The organism is Hyphomonas adhaerens MHS-3 (assembly GCF_000685235.1).
Classification (GTDB): domain Bacteria; phylum Pseudomonadota; class Alphaproteobacteria; order Caulobacterales; family Hyphomonadaceae; genus Hyphomonas; species Hyphomonas adhaerens.
In genome coordinates, this window is record NZ_ARYH01000001.1 from 430,737 (window position 1) to 456,459 (window position 25,723).

A 25,723-nucleotide genomic window follows, 5' to 3' on the forward strand; every position below is an offset into this window, starting at 1 on the left:
TCTAGTTCGAAACGGCTTGGGAAACGGTCCCGGATTCGCTACTGCTGCGGGACGATCCTGTAGGCTCGCCCTTGCGGAATTTCTCAAGAATGACACCGCGGCGAAGCGGATCGGCTTTATCCAGCGGCCGGGTACCAAGAAGGTCGCCCGGATCGGCAATCATCGCAGCAAGGTTCGAGCGGACCGCACAGCCAAGCGTGGACCGTTCATTGTTGGTACTGATGTCCGCAAAGTTGATCGACGCCTGTGACGGACAGTCCGGCGCGATGGCTTCATAGGCCTGGAAAGCCAGGATCATCGGTTCGGAGACGAGCGAGTCTTCGCCGTGATGCGTTCCCTCGATCTCCTCGTACTGGACCCCGTTCTCGTAAGCGATTGCCCGGGCTTCCGCGACGGCTGCCACGGCCAGCTGAGGGTTGGCCGATGATGCCGGCAGGGACATGACCAGTGGGCCATGGCCGTGGTCACGATAAGCAGAGACGAAGTTGGAAATCGCAGCCTTGTCAGCGAGACTGACTTCAGACGCTTGTGGGTGGATGGCGATTTCCAGGAATTCGGTCTTCTTTTCCACGCCGATCGCATTCCGGTCCAGCGCCGTTCCCTCGAGGTAGGAAGCAGGCACGTTCGATGGCGCCATGCTCGAACAGGCACTCAGCGCGGTCAGGCAAATGCCGGCAGCAATCAGTGTAGCGGTGGGTTTCAGGATTCTGGTCACCTTCTGGTCCCCTATTCCTCAATAAAGCCCACAGGGGCACGATAATCCGATGCCGAAACGGGCTCTCCGTCGCGGCCATATTGTTCATTCAGCTTGCCAAAGAAGATTGTCTTCGCATCCGATGCGTTCGCATATCCGTCCGCTGGCGTACGAAGCTGGTCCTTGTTGGTCGGGTCCACCAGATAAGGCGTCACGATCACAACCAGCTCCGTCTCTTCCTGAATGAAGTCGCGGGACTGGAACAAGGCGCCAAGGATCGGCAGTTTCTTCAGTCCCGGAATCTGGTCGAGGCTCTGACGGGATTTCGACTGGATAAGACCGGCCATCATCATCGACCCGCCCGACGGCAATTCGATTACGGATTCAGCCCGGCGAACCGACAGTGCCGGCAGTGTCACACCTTCAAACGTGGTGGTATTGCCCTGGTTGTCGACAACCGTGCTGCTCTCGCCCTGAAAAGCCCCTTCGGAGCTGAGCTCTGAAACTTCGGTCGACACTTTCAACGAGATCCGGCCTTCGGACAGCACCACAGGGGTGAAGCCAAGACCGACGCCGTAAGGCTTGAATTCAACCGTGATCCGCCCGTTCTGATCCTGGCCGACCGGTACCGGGAACTCGCCGCCCGCAAGGAACTTGGCGCTCTCGCCCGACATCGCAACAATGTTCGGCTCGGCCAATGTCTTCACAATACCGATCCGCTCAAGCGCGTTCAGTTCCACGCCCACACTCGATTGAAGGTCTGATCCGACATAGTTGCTGTACGTAGCACTTCCAGACAACCCGCCCAGAGACCGCCCCTGAAGCGGAAAGCCGACGCTGGATCCGACCTTCCCCGACACATCGAAAGGCAGGCCAGGCAGCAGAGCGGTCGTTTCCGCGTTGACCGGCGGGTTACCGGTATAGAGCTGCCGCTCCACCAGGTTCCCGAGGTCCCCAAAGCTTGGCGAGCCTGTGAGATTGATCCCGAGTTGTTTGATTGCATTGCGCTGCATTTCGACGATGCGAACTTCAAGAAGAACCTGATCCTTGGCCGCGATGTCGATCATGTTCACGATCTTGGTGTTGTCGTCTGCACCCAGATACGCTTCCACCAGGCGCTGAACCGCGTCGGCCTCGGAAAGGCTGTCCGTCGATCCCGTGATCACCACATTGCCGTTCAAGCCTTCGATCTTGACCCGGGCGCCCGGTACGTGACGGGCGATGAGGGCTTCGATAGTGGCCATGTCCATCTCGACATTGATTTCGAGATTGAGAAGCTGGTTACCGTGACGGTCGAAGACAAAAGCGTTTGTCTGGCCATATTTTATGCCGCGGAAGATGATGCGTTGCGACGTCTGCACCACAGCGTCAGCAATCTCCGGATTGGTGATCACGACATCGGCTGCGGGCGCCCCCAGATCGATGATCGTCGATTTGTTCAGTCCCAGCACGACCCGCTCGCTGAAGGCCGATTCGCCCGGCTGGGTAATCTGTGTTCCAAATCCATTCGGCCCGGCAAAAGCCGCCGGCCCGATCATGACGGTCAGCGCGATTGCAGCTGCCGTTCTGGCTGTCAGAAGGGCCTTCATGCTCAGCTACCCCCAAGGCCGGCAGCTGCCTGGCCGTTGCGATAAATTGTAATGCCATTTCCGGGCGATCCGCCGCGCAGGAGATCCGTTCGCGCACCGCGCGACCCCGTGTCACCTGCATCCGACCAGGGCCGGAGCGACAATGACAGCGTGCCGAGCCGCTGCGCATGCGCAATCAGCTCCGCCTCATCCGGTTTCACTTCCAGGGTGGCCGTATTGCCGATCTGCGAAGCGGATTCGGATTCCCCCTGGTAAAAGACCTGGTCAATCGCCAGCACCCGGACATTCTTTAGAATGGTCTCGGTGACAGGGCGGTCCAGAACCGCCTCCGCCATGGCCACCTGCGATTGGTAGGTCAGGATGACATCCACCCTGTCGTCCGGAAGGATGAAACCGCCCGATGCTGATTCGGTCGAGATTTCGACAGAAATCGCCCGCATACCGGGAGACAACAGCGCCGCCATGAAACCTGTCTCACCCTTCATCACGAGCTTTTGCGGAAGAATGGGCTCTTCGGCGTAGATCGGAATGCGTACGACGGTGCCCGAGAGTTCGTTGATCGCATCCGCATTGGCTTCTTCGGTCCTGTACCCATCGACAACATTTCTCTTGGGCCACGGCGCCCATTCAAAATCATCCGGGGACAAAAGATCTCCGACCATCAAGTCACGTTTGGCGACCAGGACGTGCGTTTCCGAGACTTCCTGCGTCTGCACCACCGTCTGTTGCTCGGTGACCGTCCGCGTCACGGTCTCCGGCTGGGTCATCCCCCGGACGAGAAACGCTGCAGCTATCGCCGCAGCGGCAGCGCCAATCAGGATAATAAGACGCATCGGTGACATGGAGTGTAACTCCCCTAAATTACGATACACAGGGACTCTGGCCGGTCAGCTCGTATCCCCATCCAGAACGCAGATTCCCACAGCTCGCCTAAAGCAACGTTAACCGATTAGTCCGGCTGTTCTTAACGTTTGAGAAAGGATTGGAGACGCGGGGCTTGCCATGAAGGCACCGGCGGCGATGGCAACCCCATACGGAACACCGGCATTCTCTTCGAACGGGGCCCGGATCGGTCCCGGCAGGACAACCGCTGGCACCGTGTTTCGCACAAGCACAATAACTATTGCACAGAGGCCGCCGACGAGTGCCATCGTAAAGATGAATTCCAGGGACGCCGATGGCCCAACCCAGAGCATGACGGCAGGGATCATTTTTGCGTCCCCTCCCCCAAAAATGCGGAAAGCAAAAAGACCGAAAGCAATGACAAATGTCGCCAGGCCGACCAGCACATGTCCGAAAATGATTTCCATGGGGAGACCGGAAAAAGCCGCGGCGGGTACGAACAGACCGGCAAGCGTCAGATTCAACCAGTTGGGAATCGTCAGGCTGTTGACGTCGTGAAGTGCCGCGAAAAGGCAAAGCGCGAGGAATACCCCGCCCAGGATGACCAAAATCATGTCCGCACTCCCCAACTGAAAGACTGCGGCGGACCCTGCCTGCTAATTCCTAAGGAATACTGATCGGCCAGCTGAAGATATCCGAACAAAGAAAAAGGCCGCCGGGTTACCCCGGCGGCCTCTTCTTGGTCGAATAACGCCTAGCTATTAGGCGCCAGACATTTTGTCAGACACTGTCGTGAACGTCGCGTTGGCGTTCGTACCGAGGGCGGAAACACCACCGATAATGGCGACAGCGATCAGAGCGGCGATAAGGCCGTATTCGATAGCGGTCGCACCCGATTCATCTTTCAGAAAACGTGCAAACATTGGAAACTCCCATCATGCATTTGTTCGCGCCCCGGTCTTGTTTGTCTGCCGGAACAGATCAAACCCTACGCGATTATTGTTCACATCGAGTTGAGAGAAACAGAAATTCTATGAAGGGGTTACAGGGATTTGTTTACTACCTAAATCCGGGGACGGACAGGTTCGGCGCCCTGCGGCCGATCGCAGATTCCTTATATACATGGCTGGTCTGAAAAAGCGAGCTCTTTGGCGGTTAGCACTCGTGAAACTTTCTTCAGACAAATTGCACGAAATCATTCCTGGAGTGACCGGACATGAAAACTTTCGCCCGGACCTGTGCATTTGGCCTGGCTGCCACCGTGATGGTCCTCCCGGCCATTGCCGGACCATTGACTGTCGAAGCCAACAAGACCGTTCCGCTTAAAATGAAGGGAACGGCAGCAAGCGTCGTCCTCGGAAACCGGAATATCGCAGATGTTGCCGTTCATGACGAACACCTGATCTTTATCACCGGCAAATCATTCGGCACCACCAATCTCATGGTGTTCGACCGGTCCGGCAATCAGATCCTGAATACGGAAGTCGTCGTGACGGTAAATTCGTCAAATCTTGTCACGGTCAACCGTAGCGGGTCGAATTACACCTATGACTGCGCCCCTGCGTGCCGCCCGGTTATGAGCCCGGGTGACAATCCAGACTATTTCGACGGATTGATACAACAGCAAATGGGCATGCAGAGCCTCACAAACGCCGACTGACCCTTCCCGTTCCTCAGTTATAAGAAAGACAGTTAGCCCCCGGTACACAGTTCGTTGAAATTTTAGAGAACTTCGAAACGGGCGGCAAACCCAAGTCTGGTAATCAAGAGACTGAGCGACTCTGAGAGAGGGGTTTGGGATGCGTTCGTTGAATGCGGGAATTCTGACATCCAGACTGCAGCGCAGGTTTTCGGAATGGGCGACTGAACGTCGCGGTACGACCGCGGTGGAGTTTGCATTGATCGCCGCGCCTTTCTTCTTCATCATTTTCGGCCTGCTGGAGATCTGCCTGATCTTCATCATGTCGACGGTCCTGGAAAATGCGGTATCCGACTCTGCGCGGGAGATACGGACCGGCCAGGCGCAAGAGGCCGGCTTTTCCATGGTCGAGTACAGGAAATCTGTCTGCGACAGCCTGTTCGGCCTGATGGGATGCGATTCAAACCTGCACGTTGATGTGAAACGGCTGGACAGCTTCAGCGCGGCCAACCTGACATCTCCGCTCGATTCGGATGGCAATTTCGATGACGGCGACTTTGACTTCCAGCCGGGTTCAGCCAACGACATCGTCGCTGTCCGGGTCTATTACGAGTGGAGTCTGGTGACGCCGATCTTGTCTGCCCCCTTGGCCAACATGGCCAATGGAAAGCACTTGATTCAGGCCGCCACAGTCTTCCGCAACGAACCATTCGGAGACTGAGCCATGACAGTTCGCAAGATTCTGTCCCGTCTGAATCCCCGCCTGAAATGGCGCGGTATCCGTGGACTTCGTTATAACGAGCAAGGCATCTCGGCCGTTGAGTTCGCCTTGATTGCCCCTTTGCTGATCACGCTTTACCTCGGCGCGATCGAACTCAGCCTCCTGATGGAAGCCGACCGCCGGGTGACCCAGACGAGCGCGAGCCTCGGTGACCTGACCGCCCGCCTGTCGACCGTGACGGATTCCGATATGGCGGAAATGTTCGCCGCGGCCAAAGTGCTGATGGAACCCTATGATGCCAACGCTGCAGAAATGCGTCTTTCGAGCATCGTGGACAAAGGTGACGGCAATCCGAAAGTTGCCTGGTCGGATGCGCACAACATGTCGCCCTACACCAAGGGTCAGACCGTCACGCTTCCCGCAGGCATCATGCCCTCCCCCGGCTCAATCATCATGGCCGAAGTCAGCTATGAGTATGAGAGCAGTTTCGGTTACATCATTTCGACCTCGAAGACGATCAGCGACAAATTCTACCTGCGCCCCCGGCGCGTGTCGGAGATTGCGCGCGTGACATCGTCCACCTCAGGTACCAACCCCTTCGGCCCCACAAGCTGATCCAACTCCTCTCCCAGGAGCATTTACCGGAAGGCCGGTCTCTCAGGAGGCCGGCCTTCTTTTTTCCGGGATCAGTCTTCGAAACCACGCTTCGGTGCATGGACCTTCCAGAGGATGATCAACCCGGCCAGGAACATGAAACCGATCCCGCCCATGCCAATTCTCTGATTTCCCGTCAGCCAGGTAAGCAGGCTGACAATGCCGGGGCCCATCCAGACGGTCACCGTGCCGGCAATGGCGTAGAGACCGAAGAACTCACCGATCCGCTCAGACGGGGCAATATGCACCAGCATGTACCGGCTCGACGAAATCGAGGCGACCACCGCAATCGCGACCGGGATCACGAACAGGAAGTAGGTGATGTCGGAAAGCGTACTGAAGAAGGGGCTGTCCCATATCGGGGTGTTGGCAGGCAGCAGACCGAAGAATAGCGCGTCAGGCGTAATCGAAAGCTGTGCCAGCAGCAGGATCACCAGCGCCGAGATCTCCCAGACCAGCGCCAGTTTTGGCCCCAGCAGCCGGTCCAGGTAGCCGCCCACAAAACCGCCGACCGCCCCGAACAACACTCCTGTGATGCCAAAGAACAGAATCTCGACCCCGCTCCACCCCAGGAAGGTCCCGGCATAGACGGCCCCGAGTGTCAGGAGCGCAGACATCGCATCGGCATAAATCGTGCGCGCGACGAGAAAGCGCATGGTTTGCGGATGATCCTTGAAGAGCCCCTTCAGGTAGCCCAGCAACACCTTCGCGCGCTGAAACGGGTTCTGCGCCTTGCCCGAATGGCGGTCTTCTCCGCGGAAGACATCGGCCGCAGCCTGTTTCCAGGTCATGCTCCGGCCGCCCTTGATGCCATCCGGCATGAAGAGGAAGAACGGAATCAGCAGCACGGCCATCCAGACGGCAACAAATGGCCCGGCGAAGCGCTCGGGCGCGAACGTCTCCCGGTCCAGCTGGATCACCTGCTTGGCCGGCGCAAAAGGCAGCCCCGTTCCGGGGAGCAGCAGGCCGAACAGGAAGAAAATAAGTATTCCGACACTCAGAATGTTGCCCATCGAAAGGCCGAGACCGGAAATATAGGGCAAGGCACTTGGCCGGCCGGCATTCGGCAGCATCGCATTGTGCAGCACTTCGGAATAGCCATAGCAGCAATAAGCGATCGCCAGGACCGCCATGGTTGGCCACATGGTCAATGGTCCGTCCGGGCGGGCCCACCACAAGCTGAATGAACAAATGAACATGAGCGTCATGAAGAAGGCAATCGGCGGCTTCCGCCGGCCGGCCTTGTCGGCGATGACCCCCAGAAACGGCGCCGTCAGCGCAGTCGCAATGCCTGCAAGTGTCACCGTCAGGCCGGACAGGCTGAGGCCATGCTCCCCGCCTCCGGCCAATTCTTTCGCGAAATAAGGGGCAAAAACATAAATGACGATCAGGTTATAATAGGGATTGCGTGCCCCCTCGAAGATCGCCCACGCCAATCCCTTGATCCCCAACGGTCCGCCGTCAGCGCGCTCCGTTTCGGATTCGGGGACGGCAGGCGCTGGTCCGACAACCTGCGTATCGCTCATACTGCTCTCACTCCCATAGCCATACCCGCCTCTTGCCGGGCGCATTCGCCCAGCCTGCGACATTGAAGGACAAAGGGGAAGAGTCCGGTAGCGGCACCTGCCGCGAGGTCAGCCTGCGGTCTCGAGCTTCGAAACCAGGTCTCCGGCATAGCGGGTGATGTCCCCCGCACCGAGGCAAACGACCATAGCGCCGGGCTCCGCATGGGCCCGGATCACGTCCGGCAAGCTCTCAAGAGACTCCAGCATGGACACGGACCGGTGCCCGTGACGCCGGATGGAGGCCACAAGCGATTCCGCGTCAAATCCCTCAATAGGGCTTTCGCCCGCCTCATAGACCGGCGCGACCAGAACCTCGTCGGCCTGATCGAAACAGCGGGAGAATTCCTCGAACAGGTCCCGCAGGCGGGTGTAGCGGTGCGGCTGGCATACGGCGATAATTTGCCCTTGTCCCTGCATGGCCCGGGCGGCCTTCAGCACGGCGGTGATTTCCACCGGGTGATGGCCATAGTCGTCAATAATCCGGACCGGCGCCTTGCCGGCCTCCGGGGTCCACTCCCCGACAGCAGTGAAGCGCCGCTTCACCCCGCCAAAACTGATCAGTGCGTTCCGAATCTGCTCGTCGGTCGCGCCAAGTTCCAGCGCGACGGCGATGGCCGCCAGCGCATTCTGGACATTGTGCTCCCCCGCCATGGGCAATGTCAGACCCTCGATCATGCGCGGCATGGCCGATCCCGGGCGGCGCAGGGCCACATCGAAATGGGCCCCGGCAAGATCCGTCTGGAGGTTGGCCGCGCGGATGTCGGCCTGGCGGTTGAAGCCATAGGTGATACGCCGGCGGTCGGTCACCCGCGCGGCCAGGGCCTGCACTTCCGGGTGGTCCGTGCACAGAACGGCAAAACCATAGAAGGGAAGGTTCTCGACGAAGATATCGAAGGCTTCCCGCAGTTTTTCCATGGAGCCGTAATGGTCCATATGTTCCGGGTCGATATTGGTGACGATCGCGCAGGTCGGATGCAGCTTGGCGAACGTTCCGTCGCTTTCATCGCTCTCGACGACCATCCAGTCGCTTTCGCCCGCCTTGTAGTTCGACCCATAGGCATGAATGATGCCGCCATTGATGACGGTCGGGTCGATGCCGGCCCCATCCAGCAGCGCCGCGACCATGGAGGTGGTCGTCGTCTTGCCATGCGTCCCCGCCACGCAGACCGTGTATTTCAGGCGCGTAATCTCGGCCAGCATGTTGGCTCGGCGTACAACAGGAATACCTGCCGCCCGGGCCATGGCCACTTCCGGATTGTCGCCCTTGATGGCGGAGGAGATGATCACCGTGCCGGCGCCTTTGACGTTCTCCGCCTTGTGCCCGATGAACACTTTCGCCCCGCGCTGGCGCAGGCGCTCAATATTGTCGGAGTCCTTGATGTCGGACCCCTGCACGTCATAGCCCATGGTAATCATCACATCCGCGATGCCGGACATGCCGATACCGCCTATGCCGACAATATGGGCCGGGCCGAGATCAAAAGGTGTGGGGGAAGCCATTTCAAAAGGTCTCCGGATTTTTGTTCTGTGTCATGCTGCGCCAAGTCGGGTTTTCGGTCGAGGCCTCAGTGCAGGGCCACCGCTTCGGCGAGGTCGGCGAGGTCTCCTGCCGCGTTCACCTTGGCAGAGTGCTTCGCCGCGTCTGCGCGTTGCTTCAGCTCATCCGCATCGGCGATGCGGGCCGCGATCAGTTCGCCCAGCAGCGCCGGATAGAGGTTCGATTCAAGGATCATGTCTGCGGCGCCGGCATCCGTCAGCGCCTCGGCATTGGCCGCCTGGTGATCGTCCATCGCGATGGCCAGCGGAATGAGGATCGACGGGCGGCCCACGGCGGCGAGCTCGCTGACCGTCCCTGCCCCGCTACGCGCGATCACGAGATGGGCCGCAGCCAGTTTCTCCGGCATATCGGAGAAGAACGGCGCGAGCTCGGCCTCGACCATGACCTTGTCATAGATCTCCTTCACCTTCTCCAACTGCTCCGTGCGCACCTGCTGGATCACTTTGAGGCGGGACCTCAGCGGTGCCGGGATGTGATTGGCAATCGCCAGCGGAACGCTCTCGCCGATGATCTGGGAGCCCTGGCTGCCACCGGTGACGAGAATAGTCAGCTTGTCATCCGTGGACGGATACGGTTGGTCCCTGACGGCAAGGATGGGCGCGCGGACCGGATTACCAACCGCCTTGTGCGGCTTGCCTGCCGGCAACCTGTCCAGCCTGTCGAAGCCACTGGCAATCACGCTGGCGTTCCGCGCCATGTTGCGGTTCACGCGGCCCAGGACGGCATTCTGTTCATGGATCAGGATCGGCACTTTGCGCGCTTTCGCTGCCGCAAGCGCCGGAAAAGCCGGGTATCCGCCAAAGCCCGCGACCAGCGCAGGCTTCTTCTCTTTCATGATCCGCTTGGCCATGCCGATGCCTGCCTGGATTTTCAGGAAGGCGCCCGGAAGGGTCCACGGCTTGCGGAAATTCGGGGAGGCGGCAAACACCTCTTCCTTCCATTCCGCCGGAAAATCGCTGGCATAATGAAGGCCGCGGCTGTCGGAAATCAGGCCCACGCGCCAGCCGCGCCTGCGCATTTCATCGGCAAAGGCGCGGGCCGGGAACATGTGCCCGCCGGTACCGCCTGCTGCGATGATGACCAGTTTTCCGTCCAGTTTTCCGTTCGTCTCTTCAGCCATACCGGCCCCTTGTGCGCGTACCTTGTCCGCGCACAAGTGCCAGCGCAAGGCCCAGAGTCAATGCCGTGCCGAGCATGGACGAGCCACCATAGGAGACAAATGGCAGGGTCATCCCTTTCGGCGGGATCAGGGCCAGATTTACCGCCAGGTTTATGGCAGCCTGAAGACCAAAAAGCGTGAAAAGTCCGGCACTTGCCGCGCGGGCATACCCGTCCTCGACCCGGGCCGAGGCCCGAAAGCCACGCAGGACCATGAGCGCAAAAGCCGCAAGAAGGACGATCGCCGCGACGAGGCCGAACTCTTCCACCATGACCGCGAAGATAAAGTCAGTATGCGCATCAGGCAGGTGAGCCTTGACCAGCCCCTCCCCCGGACCGACGCCGAACAGGCCGCCGCGGCCGATCGCTTCGGCTGCCCGGTCGATCTGCGAATGGTCCCCATGGCGCACCTCGGCAAAGCCGCGCAGCCGGTCGCGGACGTGCGGCAGCAGCGTGTAGAGCAGGCCGCCCAAAGCGACACCGCCCCCGGCAAAGGCCGCGCCCCAGCGCCAGGGCAGGCCGCTGACAAAGAAGGTCACGATGAAGGCGGCGGTCAGCAGGAAGGACTGGCCCACATCCGGCTGCAACAGGAAAAGGCCGACCGTGACAGCGAAAAAGATAAACGCCACCACTTCCCAGATCCGGTTCGGATAGAGTTCGCGTTGCGCCAGCAGCCAGCCGGACATGACAATCAACACCGGTTTTGCAACTTCCGACGGCTGCAGCGAAAATCCAGCGATCCGGATCCAGCGATGCGCGCCCTTTGCCTCATGTCCACCGCCGACAAGGATGTAGACCATCAGGCCGATACAGCCGAACAGCAGGACGGCCGCAAAGCGCCGGGCCCAGGCCCGGTCCAGCATGCTGGTGCCGAGCAGCAGGATGACCCCGGCCGCCGCAAACATCGATTGCCGCATTGGAAAGAAATAGGGATTGTCGTAGCCAATGCGCGCAGCTGCACTCGGGCCAGCCGCGAGCGACATCAGAAGGCCGATCGCCATCAGGAAGAACGCCCCCGCCAGGAGGCCCCAATCGACTGTCCGCCGCCACTCCATGAACCAGGACGTATCCGACCGGGCTAGAAATGGCGCTGTGGCTGTGTAGCTCAAGCCAGTTCCCTCAGCTCTGTGGGCATCATCGCCTCCACGATCGACCGGAACGTATCGCCCCGGTGCTCAAAATCGCGGAACTGGTCGAAGCTCGCACAGGCTGGTGAAAGAAGAATGACCGGATTGTCGATTCCAGAGTTTTTGGCATCGCGGAAAGCAGCCTGAACTGCATTTTCCAGCGTTCCGCACCCCTGGGTCGCCACCCGGCCTTTCAGCGCGTTGGCGAAAGGCTCTTCCGCCTCGCCGTACAGATAGGCCTTGCTGATACGCGGGAAGTACGGCGTCAGCGGTCCGATGCCATCGGATTTCGGCACACCGCCGGCAATCCAGTAAATGTTGTCGTAAGACTTCAACGCCTGCTCTGCGGCCTGCGCGTTCGTGGCCTTGGAGTCGTTGATGAAGCGCACACCTTCAATCTCACCCACGCGCTCCATGCGGTGCGCGAGACCGGTGAAGGATTTCAGGCCTTCCATAATGGTCTGCGGGTCGAGGCCAAGCGCGCGGCACGTGGCATAGGCCGCCACGGCGTTCTGGTGGTTGTGCTTGCCGGGCAGCGCGGCACAGTCCGCGAGGTTTCCGACAAAGACGGCATTGCCGCTGGTGGAATCGTAAAGCCGTCCGTCTACGGCGCTGACACCACGGCCCAGCGCATAGCTGGATGACGCCTGAACCACACGGGCCGGACCGCGCGCTGCCAGGCCAATCGCGATGGACTGGGTGATCACATCATCGAACCCGACCACGGCGGTGTCCCGCTCGGTCTGGTTCTGGAAGATCCGCATCTTCGCAGCCTGATACCCCTCCATCCCGCCATGGCGGTCGAGATGGTCCGGACTGATATTCAGCAGGACGGCGATATCGCAGTGCAGGCTCTTCACCAGGTCCAGTTGGTAGGAGCTGAGTTCCAGCACATAGGTCGCATTGGCGTGCAGGGCGGCCAGGTCCAGCACGCCCGTCCCGATATTGCCGCCGATCCGGGCATCCCGCCCGGCCTGCTTCAGGATGTGCCCGACAAGCGAGGTCGTCGTCGACTTGCCGTTCGTCCCGGTGATGCCGACGATCTTCGGCCGTCCGCGTTCCGGCAGGGCCTGCACGGCGCGGGCGAAGAGTTCCATATCGCCGACGATCGGCACGCCGGTCATCTCGGCCATGCGCACGATGCGGTGCGGCTGCGGGAATTTGTAGGGGATGCCCGGCGACAGGACGAGCGCGGCGAAGGTTTGCCAGTCGCGCTTGTTGATGTCGGAGAGGGTCATGCCCGCAGCTTCCGCCTGGCGGCGGGTATCTTCATCATCATCCCACGCATGAACGCGCGCGCCGCCGGCCTTCAGGGCCTTGGCAGCGGAAAGGCCGGTGCGGCCAAGGCCGAACACCGCAACATCCCTTCCTGCGTATTCCGTGATCGGGATCATGCGCGCTCGCTCACCTCAGCTTCAGGGTTGCAAGGCCCGCGAGGGCGAACAGGACGGACAGGATCCAGAAGCGGACGACGACACGGGTCTCCGGCCAGTTCTTCTTCTGGAAATGGTGGTGCAGCGGCGCCATCAGGAAGATGCGCTTGCCTTCGCCGGTCAGGCGGCGGGTCAGCTTGAACCAGCTGACCTGCATGATCACCGACGCCGCCTCGATCACGAACAGGCCGCCGATCACGACCAGCGCAAATTCGTGCTTGGTCGCCACGGCGACAACGCCCAGCATCCCGCCGAGGCCGAGCGAGCCGGTGTCGCCCATGAAGACCTTGGCCGGATAGGCATTGTACCAGAGGAAGCCCATACCGGCGCCCATCATGGCGCCGAGCAGGACAGCAAGTTCCCCTGCCCCCGGTGCGAACTGGATACCGAGATATTCGGCGAAAACGAAGTTACCGGTGAGATACGCGATCATCGCATAGGAGGCTGCCGCGAACATCATCGGCACGATGGCGAGGCCATCCAGCCCATCGGTGAAGTTCACCGCATTGGCGCTGCCAACGATGACGATCATGCCGAACAGGATGAAGAACATGCCAAGCGGCAGGAAGTAGTTGTTCACGAAGGGCACGGCGACGCCGCCGGAGAAGTCCGGATCGGCTGGCGTGACGCTTGTCTGCGGGGCAAGAGCAGCAATCTGCTCGGCCAGACCATTCAGAGAGCCCCATTCGGCATGGCCTTCCGGCGTATGCGCGCCATGCAGCCCCATGATAAACGCACAGGCCAACGCGGCGATGCCAAAACCAGCCAGCAGGCGCGCCTTGGCCGACACACCCGCATCGGTCTGCTTGGTCACTTTGGCATAGTCATCCAGGAAGCCGAGGATCGCATACGACACGGTCACGAACAGGGTGACCCAGATGTAAGGATTGTGCAGGTTCGCCCAGAGCAGCACGCCTGCGAGCAGGCCCAGCCAGATCAGGAATCCGCCCATGGTTGGTGTACCGCGCTTTTCCAGCTGCTGCTCCAGAGACAGGTCGCGGATCGGCTGGCCCTTGCCCTGACGGGCACGCAGGAAATTTATGATCGAGTCGCCAAAAATCACCGTCACCAGGAACGCCGTCACGACGGCCGCGCCTGTGCGGAAGGTAATATAGTTGAGAACGTTCAGGATACCGCTGTCAGCGGCCAGCCATTCGTACAGCATCAACCAACCCCTGCAGCACCTTCTGTGCCGCTTGCCATCTTGCCCAAGTCCGCCGTTTCGCTCCATTGGCGCAAACGGTCTGCTAGTCGTCCCATCCCGGATGCATTCGAGCCTTTGATCAAGACCACGTCGCCATCGCGGAGTGTATTTTCCAGTGCATTAAAAAGTTCGTCGGCCTTTGGCGCCCACACCTTCTGCAGGTCGGTGGGCAGCGCCTCGGCCAGGTGAGTCATATTGTCCCCGGCCAGGAAGACGCCTTCGGTCCCGGTCTCCACGACCGCCCCGGCAAGGCCTGCATGTTCCGCATCCGACCTTTCGCCGATTTCCAGCATCTCACCGAGCGCAACAAGCCGGCGGCCTGCACCGCGTTGTTTCAATGAGGAAAGCGCCGCCCGCATCGAGCCCGGATTGGCATTGTAGGCGTCGTCGATCAGCGTGAAAGTGCCGCCACTGGGCAGGGGAAGGCGCTCGGCCGTGCCACGCCCCGGCGGCGGTGCATAGCCTGACAGGGCCTCGGCGCAATCCGAGACGGACGCGCCGGTTTGCGTCGCCGCCAGCAGGGCCGCGGCCACATTCATGGCCCAGTGCTCGCCCACGGCGTCCAGCGTCACCAGAACCGGCTTGCCGACCACATCGACCTGAACGCGGCTCGACACGCCGTCGGTTTCGTACCCGACGATGCGGGCCGTTGCATCCTTTGCGTGGCCGAAGGTTTCGAGATTGCCGGTCGGGCAGAGGTCCCGCGCCCGGTCTGCCAGGTATTCGAAGAAGATATCGTCTGAGGGCAGGATGAACGTGCCGCCTGCCTCAAGACCCTCAAAAATATCGGCTTTCTCGCGTGCCACGGCTTCGAGGCTGCCGAGACCTTCCAGATGCGCGCCGGCGATACAGGTAATGAGCCCAGTCTGCGGACGGACCATGCGGCTGCGCGGGGCGATCTCGCCGGGCGTGGACATGCCGATCTCGAAGACGGCGCGTTCCGTCTCTTCCGGCATACGGGCCAGCGTCAGCGGCACGCCCCAGTGATTGTTGAAACTTTTCTGGCTCCAGTGCGCCGGACCGAGCGCGCGGTAGATGCGCGCCAGCATTTCCTTGACGCTGGTCTTGCCCGCAGAGCCGGTGATCGCGGTACGGTGCGCGCCGCAACGTGCGCGGGCCGCAACGCCCAGCTGTTCCAGCGCGGCCAGCGTGTCATCGGCAACGACCTGCGGCCCGTCGCCCTTCTTGCGGGACACGAGCGCGCCAGCGGCGCCTGCCTCGAAGGCCGCCTCGACGAAGTCATGGCCGTCGCGCTGGTCCTTCAGCGCAACGAACAGGTCACCCGGCGCCAGCGACCGCGTGTCGATCGACACCGTGCCCGTCACCTTAAACGGCGCAGTCGCCACACCGCCGGTGGCAAGGGTAATGTCGTCGGAGGTCCAGAGTGGTTTTGTCATGCACCCTCCGCTCCCAGCGCGTCGCGCGCCGTATCCTGGTCGGAGAAGGGATGAATTTCCTTGCCGATGATCTGGCCGGTCTCGTGACCCTTGCCGGCGATCACCAGCGTGTCGCCCTTTTTCAGTTCCGCAATGACCGTGCGGATGGCTTCGCCCCGGTCACCGATCTCGCGGGCGTCCGGACAGCCGGCCAGCACCTGTTTGCGGATTTCCGCGGCGTCTTCCGTGCGCGGATTGTCATCGGTAACGATCACGTCGTCGGCCTGGCGCGCAGCGATCTCGCCCATCAGCGGCCGCTTGCGGGCATCGCGGTCACCGCCGCAGCCGAAGATCACTTTCAGGTCGCCGGCCGTGTGGGGGCGGACAGCGCGCAGCAGGACGTCCAGCCCGTCAGGCGTGTGGGCATAGTCGACGAACACGGCAGCGCCGGACCCGGTCTTGCCGACAAACTCCATCCGGCCCTTCACGGGCTCCAGATGCGCCAGGCCATCGGCGACCTGGTCGATGTTCAGGCCCAGCGACAGGCAGATCGCAGCCGCCGCCAGCGCGTTCAGCGCCTGGAACTCGCCGATCAGCGGCAATTCCAGCGGCTTCTGTTCCACGTCGCGCCAATACAGGTGCAGCACCTGGCCTGTTGCCCGCGGCATGATCTCGTCGATCCAGAGGTCTTCGCCGCGCCAGCCGAAGGAGACGATCGGCATCTGCTTGCCGAGGGCGGCAGCTTCGAAATCATTGCACTGCTCGGAGTCCGCATTGACGATGGCCGGCACACCCGGACGCCCCAGCTCGCGGAAAAGGCGCAGCTTGGCAGACAGGTATTCTTCCATCGTCGAATGGTAATCCAGATGGTCCTGCGTGAAATTCAGGAAGGCGACAGCTGACAGGTCCACGCCATCCAGACGGTGCTGTTCGAGGCCATGGCTGGAGGCTTCCATCGCGCAATGGGTCACGCCCTGCCGGGCCAGCTCGGCCAGCGTCTCGTGGATGGTCACGGGATCCGGCGTCGTGTGGCCGACATCAATATGACCCTCAGGGCCGACGGCACCGAGTGTGCCCATCGAGGCAGACTTCATTCCGGCCCGCGCCCAGATCTGGCGGCAAAAATCGACCGTCGAGGATTTTCCGTTCGTGCCCGTCACCGCGACCACGGTCTCCGGCTGGGAATGGTAGAAACGCTTTGCCGCCAGCGCGAGCGCCCGGCGCGGCTCTTCATCGACAATATGCGCAACGGTCACATTGTCGGTGCCTTCACCGGACAGGATCGCCACGGCGCCCTTCCCGATCGCGTCGGGAATGAATTTGCTCCCATCGGTAACCGAGCCCTTCAGGGCCGCGAACAAATAGCCCGGTTTCACGCGGCGGCTGTCAGCCGTCATCCCGGTGATGACGGTGTCGCCATCCGGCGCGTCGGGGAACAGGTCTTTGAGCTTACAGGTCACAGCGAAGTCCTCTCATCTCCGGAGCGGTACGCATCTCCTGCAGGACGGAAATCTTCAAAGCGTGGGGCGATGCCGAGCAGCGGCGCGACACGTTCTATGATGCGACCTGCGGTCGGCGCCGCATTCTGGGAAGCCACAGAGCCTCCCGGCCCGGCTTTGGGATCATCCAGTGTCACAATCATGGCATACTGCGGGCTGTCATAGGGAAATATCGCCGCAAAGCTGGAGATATTGCGCCCGTCATCATAGCCGCCCGGCACCGGCTTCTCTGCCGTGCCGGTCTTCCCGGCCACGCGATAGCCGCCGACTTCGGCATTCTTGCCCGTTCCGGTCAGCACCGCTTCACGCATCATCGCATTCACGAGGTCTGCCGTGATGGCCGACATCACCCGGACACGCTTTGGCTTGCGGGTCTCGTCCACGATCAGGGTCGGCTGCACCCGCTCCCCGCCATTGGCGAAGGCGGCAAAGGCCGACAGGAACGCCATCGGCGTGACAGCGATGCCGTGGCCATACGCCATCGTGGCAGCCGTCAGGTCATCCATGCGCTCAGGCAGGATGGGCGCCGCGCTGCCGGACAGTTCCACCGGCGACCGGTCCAGCAGGCCGGCGGTCTTCAGGAATTCCTGCTGGCGGCGCGGGCCCAGTTTCTCGTTGATATGCACCGTGCCGATATTCGAGCTCTCGGCGATGATCGTCGTGACATCCACCCGCGTGCCGATGGGGTGAATGTCGGAAATCGTGTAGCCGCGCATCTCAATGGGACGGCGGACATCGAACATGTCGGTCGGCCGGATCGCCCCGGCCTCCAGCGCGGCGGCCACCGTCAGCGGCTTGAAGACGGAACCCAGCTCGTACAGGGCGCCGGTCGCCCGGTTCATGCGCGACGGGTCGTCCATGGCGATGTCGGAAGACCGGTTGGGATTGAAGGGCGGCCAGCTGGCCATGGCGCGGACTTCGCCGGTGCGCGCCTCCAGCAGGATCACGGCAGCGCCTTCGAACCCGTCCGCGGCAGCGGAGGTTGCCAGTTCGGCTTCCACGGCCGCCTGCACGCCATTGTCGATGGTCAGGCGCAGCGGTTCCCCACCAGCGGTGAGGCGTTCATTCTGGCTGAACTCGACCCCGCCGGCACCGACGCCGTCCACATTCACGAAGCCCAGTACCTGCCCGGCCAGCGTCCCGCGCGGATAGGCGCGGCTGATCTCTTCCTTGAACCACAGGCCTTCGAGGCCGAGGTCGAACACGGTCTGGCGCTGGCGGGGGGTCAGGCCGCGCTTGACCCACACGAACTCGCGCGATTGGTCCGACAGGCGCTCTGTCAGGCTGGCGGTGTCAATTTCAGGCAGAACGCCGGCCAGACGGGTCGCCACTTCGCGCGGGTCCCAGATCAGCTGCGGATTGGCCACCAGCGAATAGACCGTCACGGACGTTGCCAGCTGTTCGCCATTCCGGTCGACGATATCGGCGCGCGCAACCTGTTCGCCGGCCCGGGCCACCAGGTGGCCTGACTCCCGGTCAGGCGACAGCGCCAGGTAGCCGGCCTTGCCGGCCAGCACCACAAACAACGCGCTGAGGCCGAGGCCGACCAGCCGTGTCCGGTGGCGCGACGCTTCCGTCATTCAGGCGCCTCCGCAGAGGTATCGCCTGCGTCGGCGGCAGGATCGACGGGCAGGCCGATCAGGGCATCCAGGTCGCGCTCATTGGCCATCTGTTCCGGGCGCGGCGGCGCCATGCCCAATTCGTTGCGGGCGTATTCCTCGATCCACTCCCGGCGGCTCATATGGGAGAGTTCGGTCTCCAGAAGCGCCTTTTCGTGGTGGGCTTCCTCAATCTGCGCCTCGACCGCCATCAGTTCGGCAGCCGTATCCTTGGCGCCGTATTTCGCCCGGTAGAGGCTGAAAACCAGCAGGCCGACAATGACGAGACCCAGAATGAATACACGGCGGCTCATGACACGTCCTCCAGTTGCGAAAGCGGGGGCAGGTTCATGCCGTCATCCGCTTCTTCGTCGATTGCAGGCGCTTCGGTCCGGATGGCCGCCCGCAATTTTGCGGATCGTGCACGCGGATTGCCTTCCACTTCCTTATCCTGAGGCAGGATCGGCTTGTTTGGGCGCAGTTCGAATGTCGGTTGCGGGCCTTTGGCCATCAGGGGCATGTGGCGGGACCCTCCGGCATTCTTGCCGGCGCGTTCCCGCAGCCACTGTTTCACCATCCGGTCTTCCAGCGAATGGAAGGTGACGATCACGAGCCGTCCGCCAGGCTTCAGCAGGCGTTCGGCCGCCGCAAGCGCCCGGGCCAGTTCGCCCAACTCGTCGTTCACATACATGCGGATCGCCTGGAAGGTCAGCGTGGCGGGGTGAATCCGGCTGCCCTTGCGTCCGCCCACAGCAGTCTCGACCGTCTGGGCGAGATCCAGCGTGGTGTCGAAGAAACGTTCCTTGCGGCGCTGGACGATCTGGCGGGCGATGCGGCGCGCCTGCTTCTCCTCGCCGAGGCGGAAGATGACATTGGCGAGATCGCCTTCGTCCATATAGTTCACGACATCCGCGGCGGTGGGCCCGGCCGCGCCCATGCGCATGTCCAGCGGGCCGTCCTTGTTGAAGGAAAAGCCGCGATGCCCCTCATCGATCTGGAAGCTGGACACGCCGATATCGAGGACGACCGCATCGACCGAGTCGCATCCGGTTGCCTCGACCAGCGCATCCATTTCGCCGAACCGGCCCAGCAGCGGGGTGATGCGGTCGGTCTGGGCGGCAAGGGCCTCGGCCCGCATGATGGCGTCGAGGTCGCGATCGATGGCGAAGACGGCGCATTTCGCGGCGGTCAGGATGGCCCGGGTGTAGCCGCCCCCGCCGAATGTGCCGTCGACGATCCGGTCGCCATCCTGCACGTCCAGGGCCGCCAGGACCTCGTCCAGCATGACGGGCTTGTGCCCGGAATCGGCGGTGTCAGGCCGGGGTCTGGTGGTCATCATCCATCCCCTCCCTCAACGAGTTTGAGATCCGGATAGAGCCCCATTTCATGCTGGCGCAGCACCTCATTATAGGCTTCGCCCAGCGCTTCCAGAGTCTCCGGCTTCGCAGCCGTTTCGGACATGGCAGTGGTAAACGCGGCGTGCTTTTCGGGGTTCCAGATCTGGAAGCTGTCGATGTTGCCGGCGAACTTGACCCGGCCATCGAGACCGGCCGCCGCGATCAGCTCGTCCGTCAGCTTGATGCGGCCCGTATCGTCCATCTTCAGGTCAGCAGACCCGGCAATGATCGACGACACCAGCGCCTTGCGGACCGGGGATTGCGGGGGCAGGCGGGTCAGCGTGGCGCGGTACATGGCCATCAGGGCTTCGCCGCCGCCTTCCAGGCAGCCGGATCCGTCGAGGGCAGGCCACAGGAAAATCCGGTTTCCACCGCCCAACGCTGCGCGAAAGGGTGCCGGGATAGAGACCCGCCCTTTTGCATCAATTGCGCTTTCGTAGGTGGATACGAACACCCGCCAGCCCGTTCTTCGTTTGCCTAAACCCCGCATGGGTAAACCATGTCTTAATTTGGAGTATCATGGGCAAGCATGGGCCTCAATGGGCCGGGTACGTGAATCGAAATATCCACAACAGCCCCGCACAAGAACACTCCACGCCCGAACAGTGAACAAACCGGAACAAAGGGGTGGGATGACATGGCCCCTGAACGAATTTCCTTTTTGAATCAGTTCGATGTCGAAATTGCGTCCGTTATCCACAGGCACATCAAAAGTTACTGAGTTTTTAAGATTTCAGGCCTGCGATTTGCGCAGCAGTCCGGAATTGGTCTCCGGAATCCTGCTTTTACTTTCCAGCCCCCGCAGTTTGACTTTGCCTGCAGCAAGAAAAGGCCAGTCGCCCTGGTCACGGCGCATGCAGATCCTGCATGGGCGGCCCAGGGTCCGTCATGGTCATGTTGAAGTCCGGAGAGGGAGAAAAATAGGCCCGACAAGCCATCTGGCTTGGGAGGGGGACGGTGCCGAGCGTCCTGATGGGTGGCGGACGCTGTGTTCCGGCTTGCCGAGCCATTTTCGCCGTTCGAAACGAGGGTCTTGGGTGGGGAGTTGAGATGTCCCGCCCCGAACGGTTCACTAGGACTATGTCCGGAGGCGCAAAACCGTTCCAAACTTTTCTCGCCTTGGATGAAGTTTTTTTCGCGCAGAGTCACCCTAGGCTTATTTTACCCCCACCCGAACCTCAAGAATCCCAATAACGCACTGTTTTTATTGAATAATAATTATTTCGCGATTCCGGTGATTTTTTGCATGCGACAAAAAGAAATTTTGATGGTTTGCCGTTACGCCATAGAGCAGACCTATGATTATCCCGACACTCCGCCAATTGCAGTTCCTGGTCGCCCTTGGCGAATCCGGCTCCTTTTCACGCGCGGCCGAGGCCTGCCACGTGACCCAGCCCACCCTGTCGGCCGGGATCCGTGAACTGGAGGATTTGCTGGGCGTGAAACTGGCAGAGCGGGAAGCCCGCGGCGCCAGCCTCACCCATGCCGGTGAAATCGCGCTCGCCCGCGCCTCGGCCCTGCTGAACGATGCCCATGCCCTCGTGCAGGCGGTGCAGAGTGCCGGCGCCATGCTGACCGGGCCGTTCCACCTTGGCGCCATTCCGACCATCGCCCCTTTCGTGCTGCCCCAGACCGTAAGTGCGCTGAACACCGCCTATCCCGACCTCAAGCTGTACCTGCATGAGGACAAGACCGGACGCCTGATCGACCAGTTGCGCACGCGAACGCTGGACGCCGCCCTGATCGCATTGCCCTGGGATACGCCCGGGATCGAAAGCATGACCCTGATGGACGACGAATTCCTGTTCGCCGCCCCGGCCAATCACCCGCTGGCCAAAAAGAACGGGCTGACCCCGGAAGACCTGGTCGACGAGAACCTGCTGCTGCTGGAAGACGGCCACTGTCTGAGGGATCACGCCCTGTCCATCTGCCGGATGCGGACCGGCGCCCGCAAGGACCAGGTGGCGGCGACCTCGCTGGGTACGCTGGTCAACATGATTGCCGGCGGGCTCGGCGTCTCCCTCCTTCCGAAACTGGCCGTAGACCATGGGCTGAACGTCGGAAGCGACGTCGCCGTGCGGGAGTTCGTCCGCCCCGTCATTGGCCGCCGGATCGGCATCGCCTGGCGCGCCGGCAGCCCGCGGGAAGCCGACGCCCGCAAGGTGGGTGAGGTGATCAAGGAACAGCTGACCGGCTCGAGCGGCTGACGCGGCGGCCTCCAAACCGGTCAACAACACCGCCTGAGAGCAGACAAATCCTCGCCTCCGGCTTGACAATTCCAGTCATATAACAAGTTATATAACCCCACATACATAAGGGGCCCGGCATGGCGCGAGACGTATTGGCTGAAATGGGACCGCTGGCACTCGGAAGCCGGCTGAAGCGGCTGGCGGAACGGATGCAGGCGGATGCGACCAAGGTGTTTGCCGACCGCGACCTGCCGATTCAAGGCACGCACTTCCCCTTGCTGGCCGCGCTTGCCACCTATGGCCCGCTCAGTGTCAGCGAAGCTGTGGACGCCGTCGGCATCAGCCAGCCCGCCGTCACGCGCATTCATAATGCCCTGCAGAAGATGGGCCTCACGACGGTGTCACCGGTCGAAGGCGACAGCCGCCAGAAGCAGGTCCGCCTGACGCCGGAAGGCGAGGCACTGGTCAACGACCTGAAGCGGGACCTGTGGCCCCAGGTACGCCGCGCGGCCGAACGCCTGTGCGACGGCCCGGACGCCGACTTCCTGACCCAGATTGCCCGGATCGAAGCCGCCCTGCAGGAACGCTCCCTGCACGACCGTATTCTCGATGAAGGCGCAGGCCCGGCCCTGCGTCTGGTCGAATATGACGACCGGCTCGCGCCCGAATTCGATGCAATCACCCGCGAATGGGTCGAGGACATGTTCACGCTGGAAGAAAAGGACATCGAGATCATCGAGCATCCGCGCGAATTGATCATCGACCGGGGCGGCGTCATCCTGTTCGTCGAGGCAGACGGCCTCGGCATTATCGGCACCTGCGCGCTCATGCCGGTGGATGGCGATGCGTTCGAGCTGACCAAGATGGGCGTGCGCGCCAGCGCCCGCGGCCTGAAGGCCGGAGACTTTCTCCTGCAACGGACGATCGAGCGCGCCCGGCAATTGCCGATCGAAAACCTGTTCCTGCTGACCAACAGGAAGTGCGCCGCGGCGATCCACCTTTATGAAAAGGCCGGTTTCCTCCACGACGCAGACATCATGGACCGCTATGGAAAACGCTATGCGCGCTGCGATGTGGCGATGTCATACGACCTGTCGAGACCGCCCCAGGACTGAGGCGGCCTCAAACAGATCTGAAGGAAATCAGCTCGCTTCGCGCTCGTGCATGTCGAGATCGTACTCGCGCACCTTGCGGTAAAGCGTGGAGCGGCCGATGCCGAGGCGGCGGGAGACTTCGCTCATATGGCCCTGATAGAAGTCAATGGCGTACTGAAGGATGTCGCGTTCGATGTCCTGCAGGGCGCGCATCTCGCCATCCGGGTCCATGATGGAAATCGGGCCTTCGCCGGCAGCCGCCACGCCGCTGGCAGACGGAACCGCCGCTTCGGCTGAGGTCGCCACAGGGGCGGCCGGAAGGCTGGCAATGTCCGGCATCTGGCCGGAAATCTGCGGGAAGTCCTGCGGGCGCAGCGTGTCGCCGTCGCACAGAACCACGGCGCGGAAGACAGCGTTCTCCAGCTGGCGGACGTTGCCCGGCCAGTCGAAGGCATACAGCATCTTCAACGTGTCGTCGGCGACGCCGGAAACCTTTGTGCCTTCGCTCGCATTGAAGCGGGCAACGAAATGCTCGACCAGGGCCGGAATGTCGTCGCGGCGTTCGCGCAGGCTCGGCATGTCGATCGGGAACACGTTGAGGCGATAGAACAGGTCTTCGCGGAACGTGCCGTCAGCCACTTGCTGGGAAAGATCGCGGTTGGTGGCGGAGATGATCCGTACATCCACCTTGGTCGGGCGGCGCGACCCGACAGCGTCGACTTCGCCTTCCTGCAGGGCGCGCAGCAGTTTCACCTGCGCGTCCAGCGGTAGTTCACCGACCTCGTCCAGGAACAGCGTGCCACCATCGGCCTCGACGAACTTGCCGAGCGCTTTCGACACAGCGCCGGTAAAGGCGCCCTTCTCGTGGCCGAAGAGGATCGACTCAACGAGGTTTTCCGGAATGGCACCGCAGTTGACGGTGACGAACGGTTTGCCGACGCGGGTCGACGCGCCCTGGATACAGCGGGCAACAACTTCCTTACCGACACCGCTTTCACCGAGGATCAGGACCGGAATATCGGAAACAGCGGCCCGCTCCGCGAGGCGGATCACCTGACGCATCGGCGCGGCAGACGCGATCATGTCGTCAAATGACATCCCGCCCTCTGCCTTGCGGGCAAGGCGTTTCACCTCACCGGTCAGGGACTGCATCTTCAGGGCGTTCCGGATGCTGACAACCACGCGCTCCGGATTGGCCGGCTTGACGATGAAGTCGACCGCGCCGCCCCGCATGGACTGGACAATCGTGTCGATCCCGCTGGTCGCAGTCAGCATGATGACCGGCAGGTCCTGCCGTTTGGCGGCAAGACGCTCCAGCGTTTCCATCCCGGACAGGCCTGGCATGGTCAGGTCCAGCAGGACGACGTCGATGCCATCTTTCGAGTCTGCAGCCAGCGCAATGCCGGCTTCGCCATCCGGCGCGGTGCGGCAGGCAAAGCCCGCCTTTTCCACAGCAGCCTGAAGCAGGCGGCGTTGCGTCGGATCGTCATCGATAACGAGGACCGTTTTAGCCATAATTTCATCACCCTGTTGGTTGCCAGGCAGGTCTTTGCGCCCACTCAGACATGGTCATTTGTTCAATCCGGCACATTGGGCGTGCCACATCGTTACGGCCCGTTCTGACACAGGGGGATGGAGTTACGGTTGAAGGAATAGATGAAATTTGAGGGATCGGGCCGTTTTCAGGCCGTTTTCAGCCCCGACCCGCGAAACCCGGGGCAGGTGGCCTGATGGGCGGCTGTTCCTCCCCGGAAGAGATTCGCATCTGGCAGGAAGACTGCCAATTTTCGGCGTTCGAACGCCCTTTTCCGCCGGCCGGGCACATTAAAATATGGAATACGAATAGAAAAAACTACTGACAAAAATTTTAGTCCGCCGAGTTATCAGCCTGCGGCAAGTTTTCCGTTCTGTGTTGTAACTATTGCTGATTTCGCCGCTCTGAATTAGGGGCACCGGAAGAAATAGGCATAGATCATGCCAGATGAAATCAGGATAACCTTCGATGGATTTGAGATTCAGGTTGCGATCACCTGATCGCCTGATATGCATCGTCGGCGATATGCCTCAAAGGGAATTCGTGGATTTGGCATGTCGGGGAAGAGATTTCATGAAGGATAAATCTCCGAATAAGGACCAGCCCGAGGGGCTACCGGAAGAACTGCCCGGTGGTGCGTCTCAGGCATTGAGCGCCGCCCTGCAGAAAACCTTCGAAGCCCTTCTGCAAGAGCCTGTTCCGGACAAGTTCGAAGCCCTGATTGCCCGCATTCGTGAAGAAGAAACCCAAAAGAACGCCAATCCCGATGACGAGGAAAGCTGAGCGCGGGCTCCGCGCCTTTTCATCGGCTCCGTCCCGGAATTACACGCCCATCTGACCCGATTCAGGTC

25 protein-coding genes are annotated in these 25,723 nt (G+C 61.5%); 6 read left to right on the top strand and 19 right to left on the bottom strand.

Annotated features, from left to right (window positions below; genetic code table 11):
* Nucleotide 1 precedes the first annotated feature (1 nt).
* From HAD_RS02060 to HAD_RS18300, 5 genes are all read right to left on the bottom strand, one after another.
* Nucleotides 2-715, bottom strand: a complete 714-nt coding sequence (locus HAD_RS02060) for a CpaD family pilus assembly protein (RefSeq protein ID WP_051595850.1) — start codon at nt 713-715, stop codon at nt 2-4.
* Between the two features lie 11 nt (nt 716-726).
* The gene (locus HAD_RS02065; protein WP_035569132.1) at nt 727-2,283 is read right to left on the bottom strand and encodes a type II and III secretion system protein family protein; all 1,557 of its coding nucleotides are present in this window, start codon (nt 2,281-2,283) and stop codon (nt 727-729) included.
* Nucleotides 2,284-2,285: 2 nt separating this feature from the next.
* Nucleotides 2,286-3,125: a Flp pilus assembly protein CpaB gene (cpaB, locus tag HAD_RS02070; RefSeq protein ID WP_084331737.1), complete on the bottom strand. Its 840-nt coding sequence runs from the start codon at nt 3,123-3,125 to the stop codon at nt 2,286-2,288.
* Between the two features lie 99 nt (nt 3,126-3,224).
* Nucleotides 3,225-3,740: an A24 family peptidase gene (locus tag HAD_RS02075; RefSeq protein ID WP_035569134.1), complete on the bottom strand. Its 516-nt coding sequence runs from the start codon at nt 3,738-3,740 to the stop codon at nt 3,225-3,227.
* Between the two features lie 147 nt (nt 3,741-3,887).
* Complete coding sequence (locus HAD_RS18300) at nt 3,888-4,049, bottom strand: Flp family type IVb pilin (RefSeq protein ID WP_084331738.1); 162 nt, start codon at nt 4,047-4,049, stop codon at nt 3,888-3,890.
* Between the two features lie 293 nt (nt 4,050-4,342).
* Between HAD_RS18300 and HAD_RS02080 the strand changes: the two genes are divergently transcribed.
* The 3 genes from HAD_RS02080 to HAD_RS02090 all read left to right on the top strand — a co-directional run bounded on the left by HAD_RS02080 (nt 4,343) and on the right by HAD_RS02090 (nt 6,101).
* Nucleotides 4,343-4,786, top strand: a complete 444-nt coding sequence (locus tag HAD_RS02080; RefSeq protein ID WP_035569137.1) for a pilus assembly protein N-terminal domain-containing protein — start codon at nt 4,343-4,345, stop codon at nt 4,784-4,786.
* Between the two features lie 139 nt (nt 4,787-4,925).
* Complete coding sequence (locus tag HAD_RS02085; protein ID WP_051595852.1) at nt 4,926-5,486, top strand: TadE/TadG family type IV pilus assembly protein; 561 nt, start codon at nt 4,926-4,928, stop codon at nt 5,484-5,486.
* 3 nt (nt 5,487-5,489) lie between these two features.
* Nucleotides 5,490-6,101: a TadE/TadG family type IV pilus assembly protein gene (locus HAD_RS02090; RefSeq protein WP_051595853.1), complete on the top strand. Its 612-nt coding sequence runs from the start codon at nt 5,490-5,492 to the stop codon at nt 6,099-6,101.
* Between the two features lie 71 nt (nt 6,102-6,172).
* On the opposite strand, the gene HAD_RS02095 is transcribed toward HAD_RS02090, so the two are convergent.
* From HAD_RS02095 to HAD_RS18810, 13 genes are all read right to left on the bottom strand, one after another.
* Nucleotides 6,173-7,666: an MFS transporter gene (locus HAD_RS02095; RefSeq protein WP_035569139.1), complete on the bottom strand. Its 1,494-nt coding sequence runs from the start codon at nt 7,664-7,666 to the stop codon at nt 6,173-6,175.
* A gap of 108 nt (nt 7,667-7,774) precedes the next feature.
* Nucleotides 7,775-9,205: a UDP-N-acetylmuramate--L-alanine ligase gene (murC, locus tag HAD_RS02100; protein ID WP_035569141.1), complete on the bottom strand. Its 1,431-nt coding sequence runs from the start codon at nt 9,203-9,205 to the stop codon at nt 7,775-7,777.
* Nucleotides 9,206-9,270: 65 nt separating this feature from the next.
* Nucleotides 9,271-10,383, bottom strand: coding sequence for an undecaprenyldiphospho-muramoylpentapeptide beta-N-acetylglucosaminyltransferase (gene murG, locus HAD_RS02105; RefSeq protein ID WP_035569143.1), 1,113 nt, complete (start codon nt 10,381-10,383; stop codon nt 9,271-9,273).
* The gene (locus tag HAD_RS02110) at nt 10,376-11,530 is read right to left on the bottom strand and encodes an FtsW/RodA/SpoVE family cell cycle protein (protein ID WP_035569144.1); all 1,155 of its coding nucleotides are present in this window, start codon (nt 11,528-11,530) and stop codon (nt 10,376-10,378) included. Before HAD_RS02110 ends, murG begins: the two co-directional genes overlap by 8 nt.
* Complete coding sequence (murD, locus tag HAD_RS02115) at nt 11,527-12,942, bottom strand: UDP-N-acetylmuramoyl-L-alanine--D-glutamate ligase (protein ID WP_035569147.1); 1,416 nt, start codon at nt 12,940-12,942, stop codon at nt 11,527-11,529. Before murD ends, HAD_RS02110 begins: the two co-directional genes overlap by 4 nt.
* A 10-nt stretch (nt 12,943-12,952) precedes the next feature.
* Nucleotides 12,953-14,146, bottom strand: coding sequence for a phospho-N-acetylmuramoyl-pentapeptide-transferase (gene mraY, locus HAD_RS02120; RefSeq protein ID WP_035569149.1), 1,194 nt, complete (start codon nt 14,144-14,146; stop codon nt 12,953-12,955).
* The gene (locus HAD_RS02125; protein WP_035569151.1) at nt 14,146-15,582 is read right to left on the bottom strand and encodes a UDP-N-acetylmuramoyl-tripeptide--D-alanyl-D-alanine ligase; all 1,437 of its coding nucleotides are present in this window, start codon (nt 15,580-15,582) and stop codon (nt 14,146-14,148) included. Before HAD_RS02125 ends, mraY begins: the two co-directional genes overlap by 1 nt.
* Nucleotides 15,579-17,021, bottom strand: a complete 1,443-nt coding sequence (locus HAD_RS02130) for a UDP-N-acetylmuramoyl-L-alanyl-D-glutamate--2,6-diaminopimelate ligase (RefSeq protein ID WP_051595854.1) — start codon at nt 17,019-17,021, stop codon at nt 15,579-15,581. Before HAD_RS02130 ends, HAD_RS02125 begins: the two co-directional genes overlap by 4 nt.
* Nucleotides 17,018-18,640 carry a peptidoglycan D,D-transpeptidase FtsI family protein gene (locus HAD_RS02135; RefSeq protein ID WP_051595855.1) on the bottom strand — a complete coding sequence of 541 codons (1,623 nt, stop codon included), beginning with the start codon at nt 18,638-18,640 and terminating at the stop codon, nt 17,018-17,020. The genes HAD_RS02130 and HAD_RS02135 overlap by 4 nt, the downstream gene beginning before the upstream one ends.
* Entirely contained in the window at nt 18,637-18,972 is a 336-nt protein-coding gene (gene ftsL, locus HAD_RS02140) for a cell division protein FtsL (protein ID WP_051595856.1), read from the bottom strand. Before ftsL ends, HAD_RS02135 begins: the two co-directional genes overlap by 4 nt.
* Nucleotides 18,969-19,994, bottom strand: a complete 1,026-nt coding sequence (gene rsmH, locus HAD_RS02145; RefSeq protein ID WP_035571478.1) for a 16S rRNA (cytosine(1402)-N(4))-methyltransferase RsmH — start codon at nt 19,992-19,994, stop codon at nt 18,969-18,971. The genes ftsL and rsmH overlap by 4 nt, the downstream gene beginning before the upstream one ends.
* Nucleotides 19,994-20,509 carry a division/cell wall cluster transcriptional repressor MraZ gene (locus tag HAD_RS02150; protein WP_162177461.1) on the bottom strand — a complete coding sequence of 172 codons (516 nt, stop codon included), beginning with the start codon at nt 20,507-20,509 and terminating at the stop codon, nt 19,994-19,996. The genes rsmH and HAD_RS02150 overlap by 1 nt, the downstream gene beginning before the upstream one ends.
* A 279-nt stretch (nt 20,510-20,788) precedes the next feature.
* A complete protein-coding gene (locus tag HAD_RS18810) occupies nt 20,789-20,911 on the bottom strand; it encodes a hypothetical protein (protein ID WP_277813270.1) in 123 nt (40 codons plus the stop codon).
* A gap of 442 nt (nt 20,912-21,353) precedes the next feature.
* On the opposite strand from HAD_RS18810, the gene HAD_RS02155 reads away from it, so the two are divergent.
* Nucleotides 21,354-22,262 carry a hydrogen peroxide-inducible genes activator gene (locus HAD_RS02155; RefSeq protein ID WP_035569153.1) on the top strand — a complete coding sequence of 303 codons (909 nt, stop codon included), beginning with the start codon at nt 21,354-21,356 and terminating at the stop codon, nt 22,260-22,262.
* A gap of 119 nt (nt 22,263-22,381) precedes the next feature.
* Entirely contained in the window at nt 22,382-23,359 is a 978-nt protein-coding gene (locus HAD_RS02160; RefSeq protein WP_035569155.1) for a bifunctional helix-turn-helix transcriptional regulator/GNAT family N-acetyltransferase, read from the top strand.
* A 27-nt stretch (nt 23,360-23,386) separates the two neighbouring features.
* Here HAD_RS02160 and HAD_RS02165 read toward each other — a convergent pair whose 3' ends face one another.
* On the bottom strand, nt 23,387-24,853 hold the full coding sequence (locus HAD_RS02165; RefSeq protein WP_035569157.1) for a sigma-54-dependent transcriptional regulator: 1,467 nt from the start codon (nt 24,851-24,853) through the stop codon (nt 23,387-23,389).
* Nucleotides 24,854-25,340: 487 nt separating this feature from the next.
* Between HAD_RS02165 and HAD_RS02170 the strand changes: the two genes are divergently transcribed.
* Nucleotides 25,341-25,655, top strand: a complete 315-nt coding sequence (locus HAD_RS02170) for a NepR family anti-sigma factor (RefSeq protein WP_156942130.1) — start codon at nt 25,341-25,343, stop codon at nt 25,653-25,655.
* The last annotated feature ends 68 nt before the right edge of the window (nt 25,656-25,723 follow it).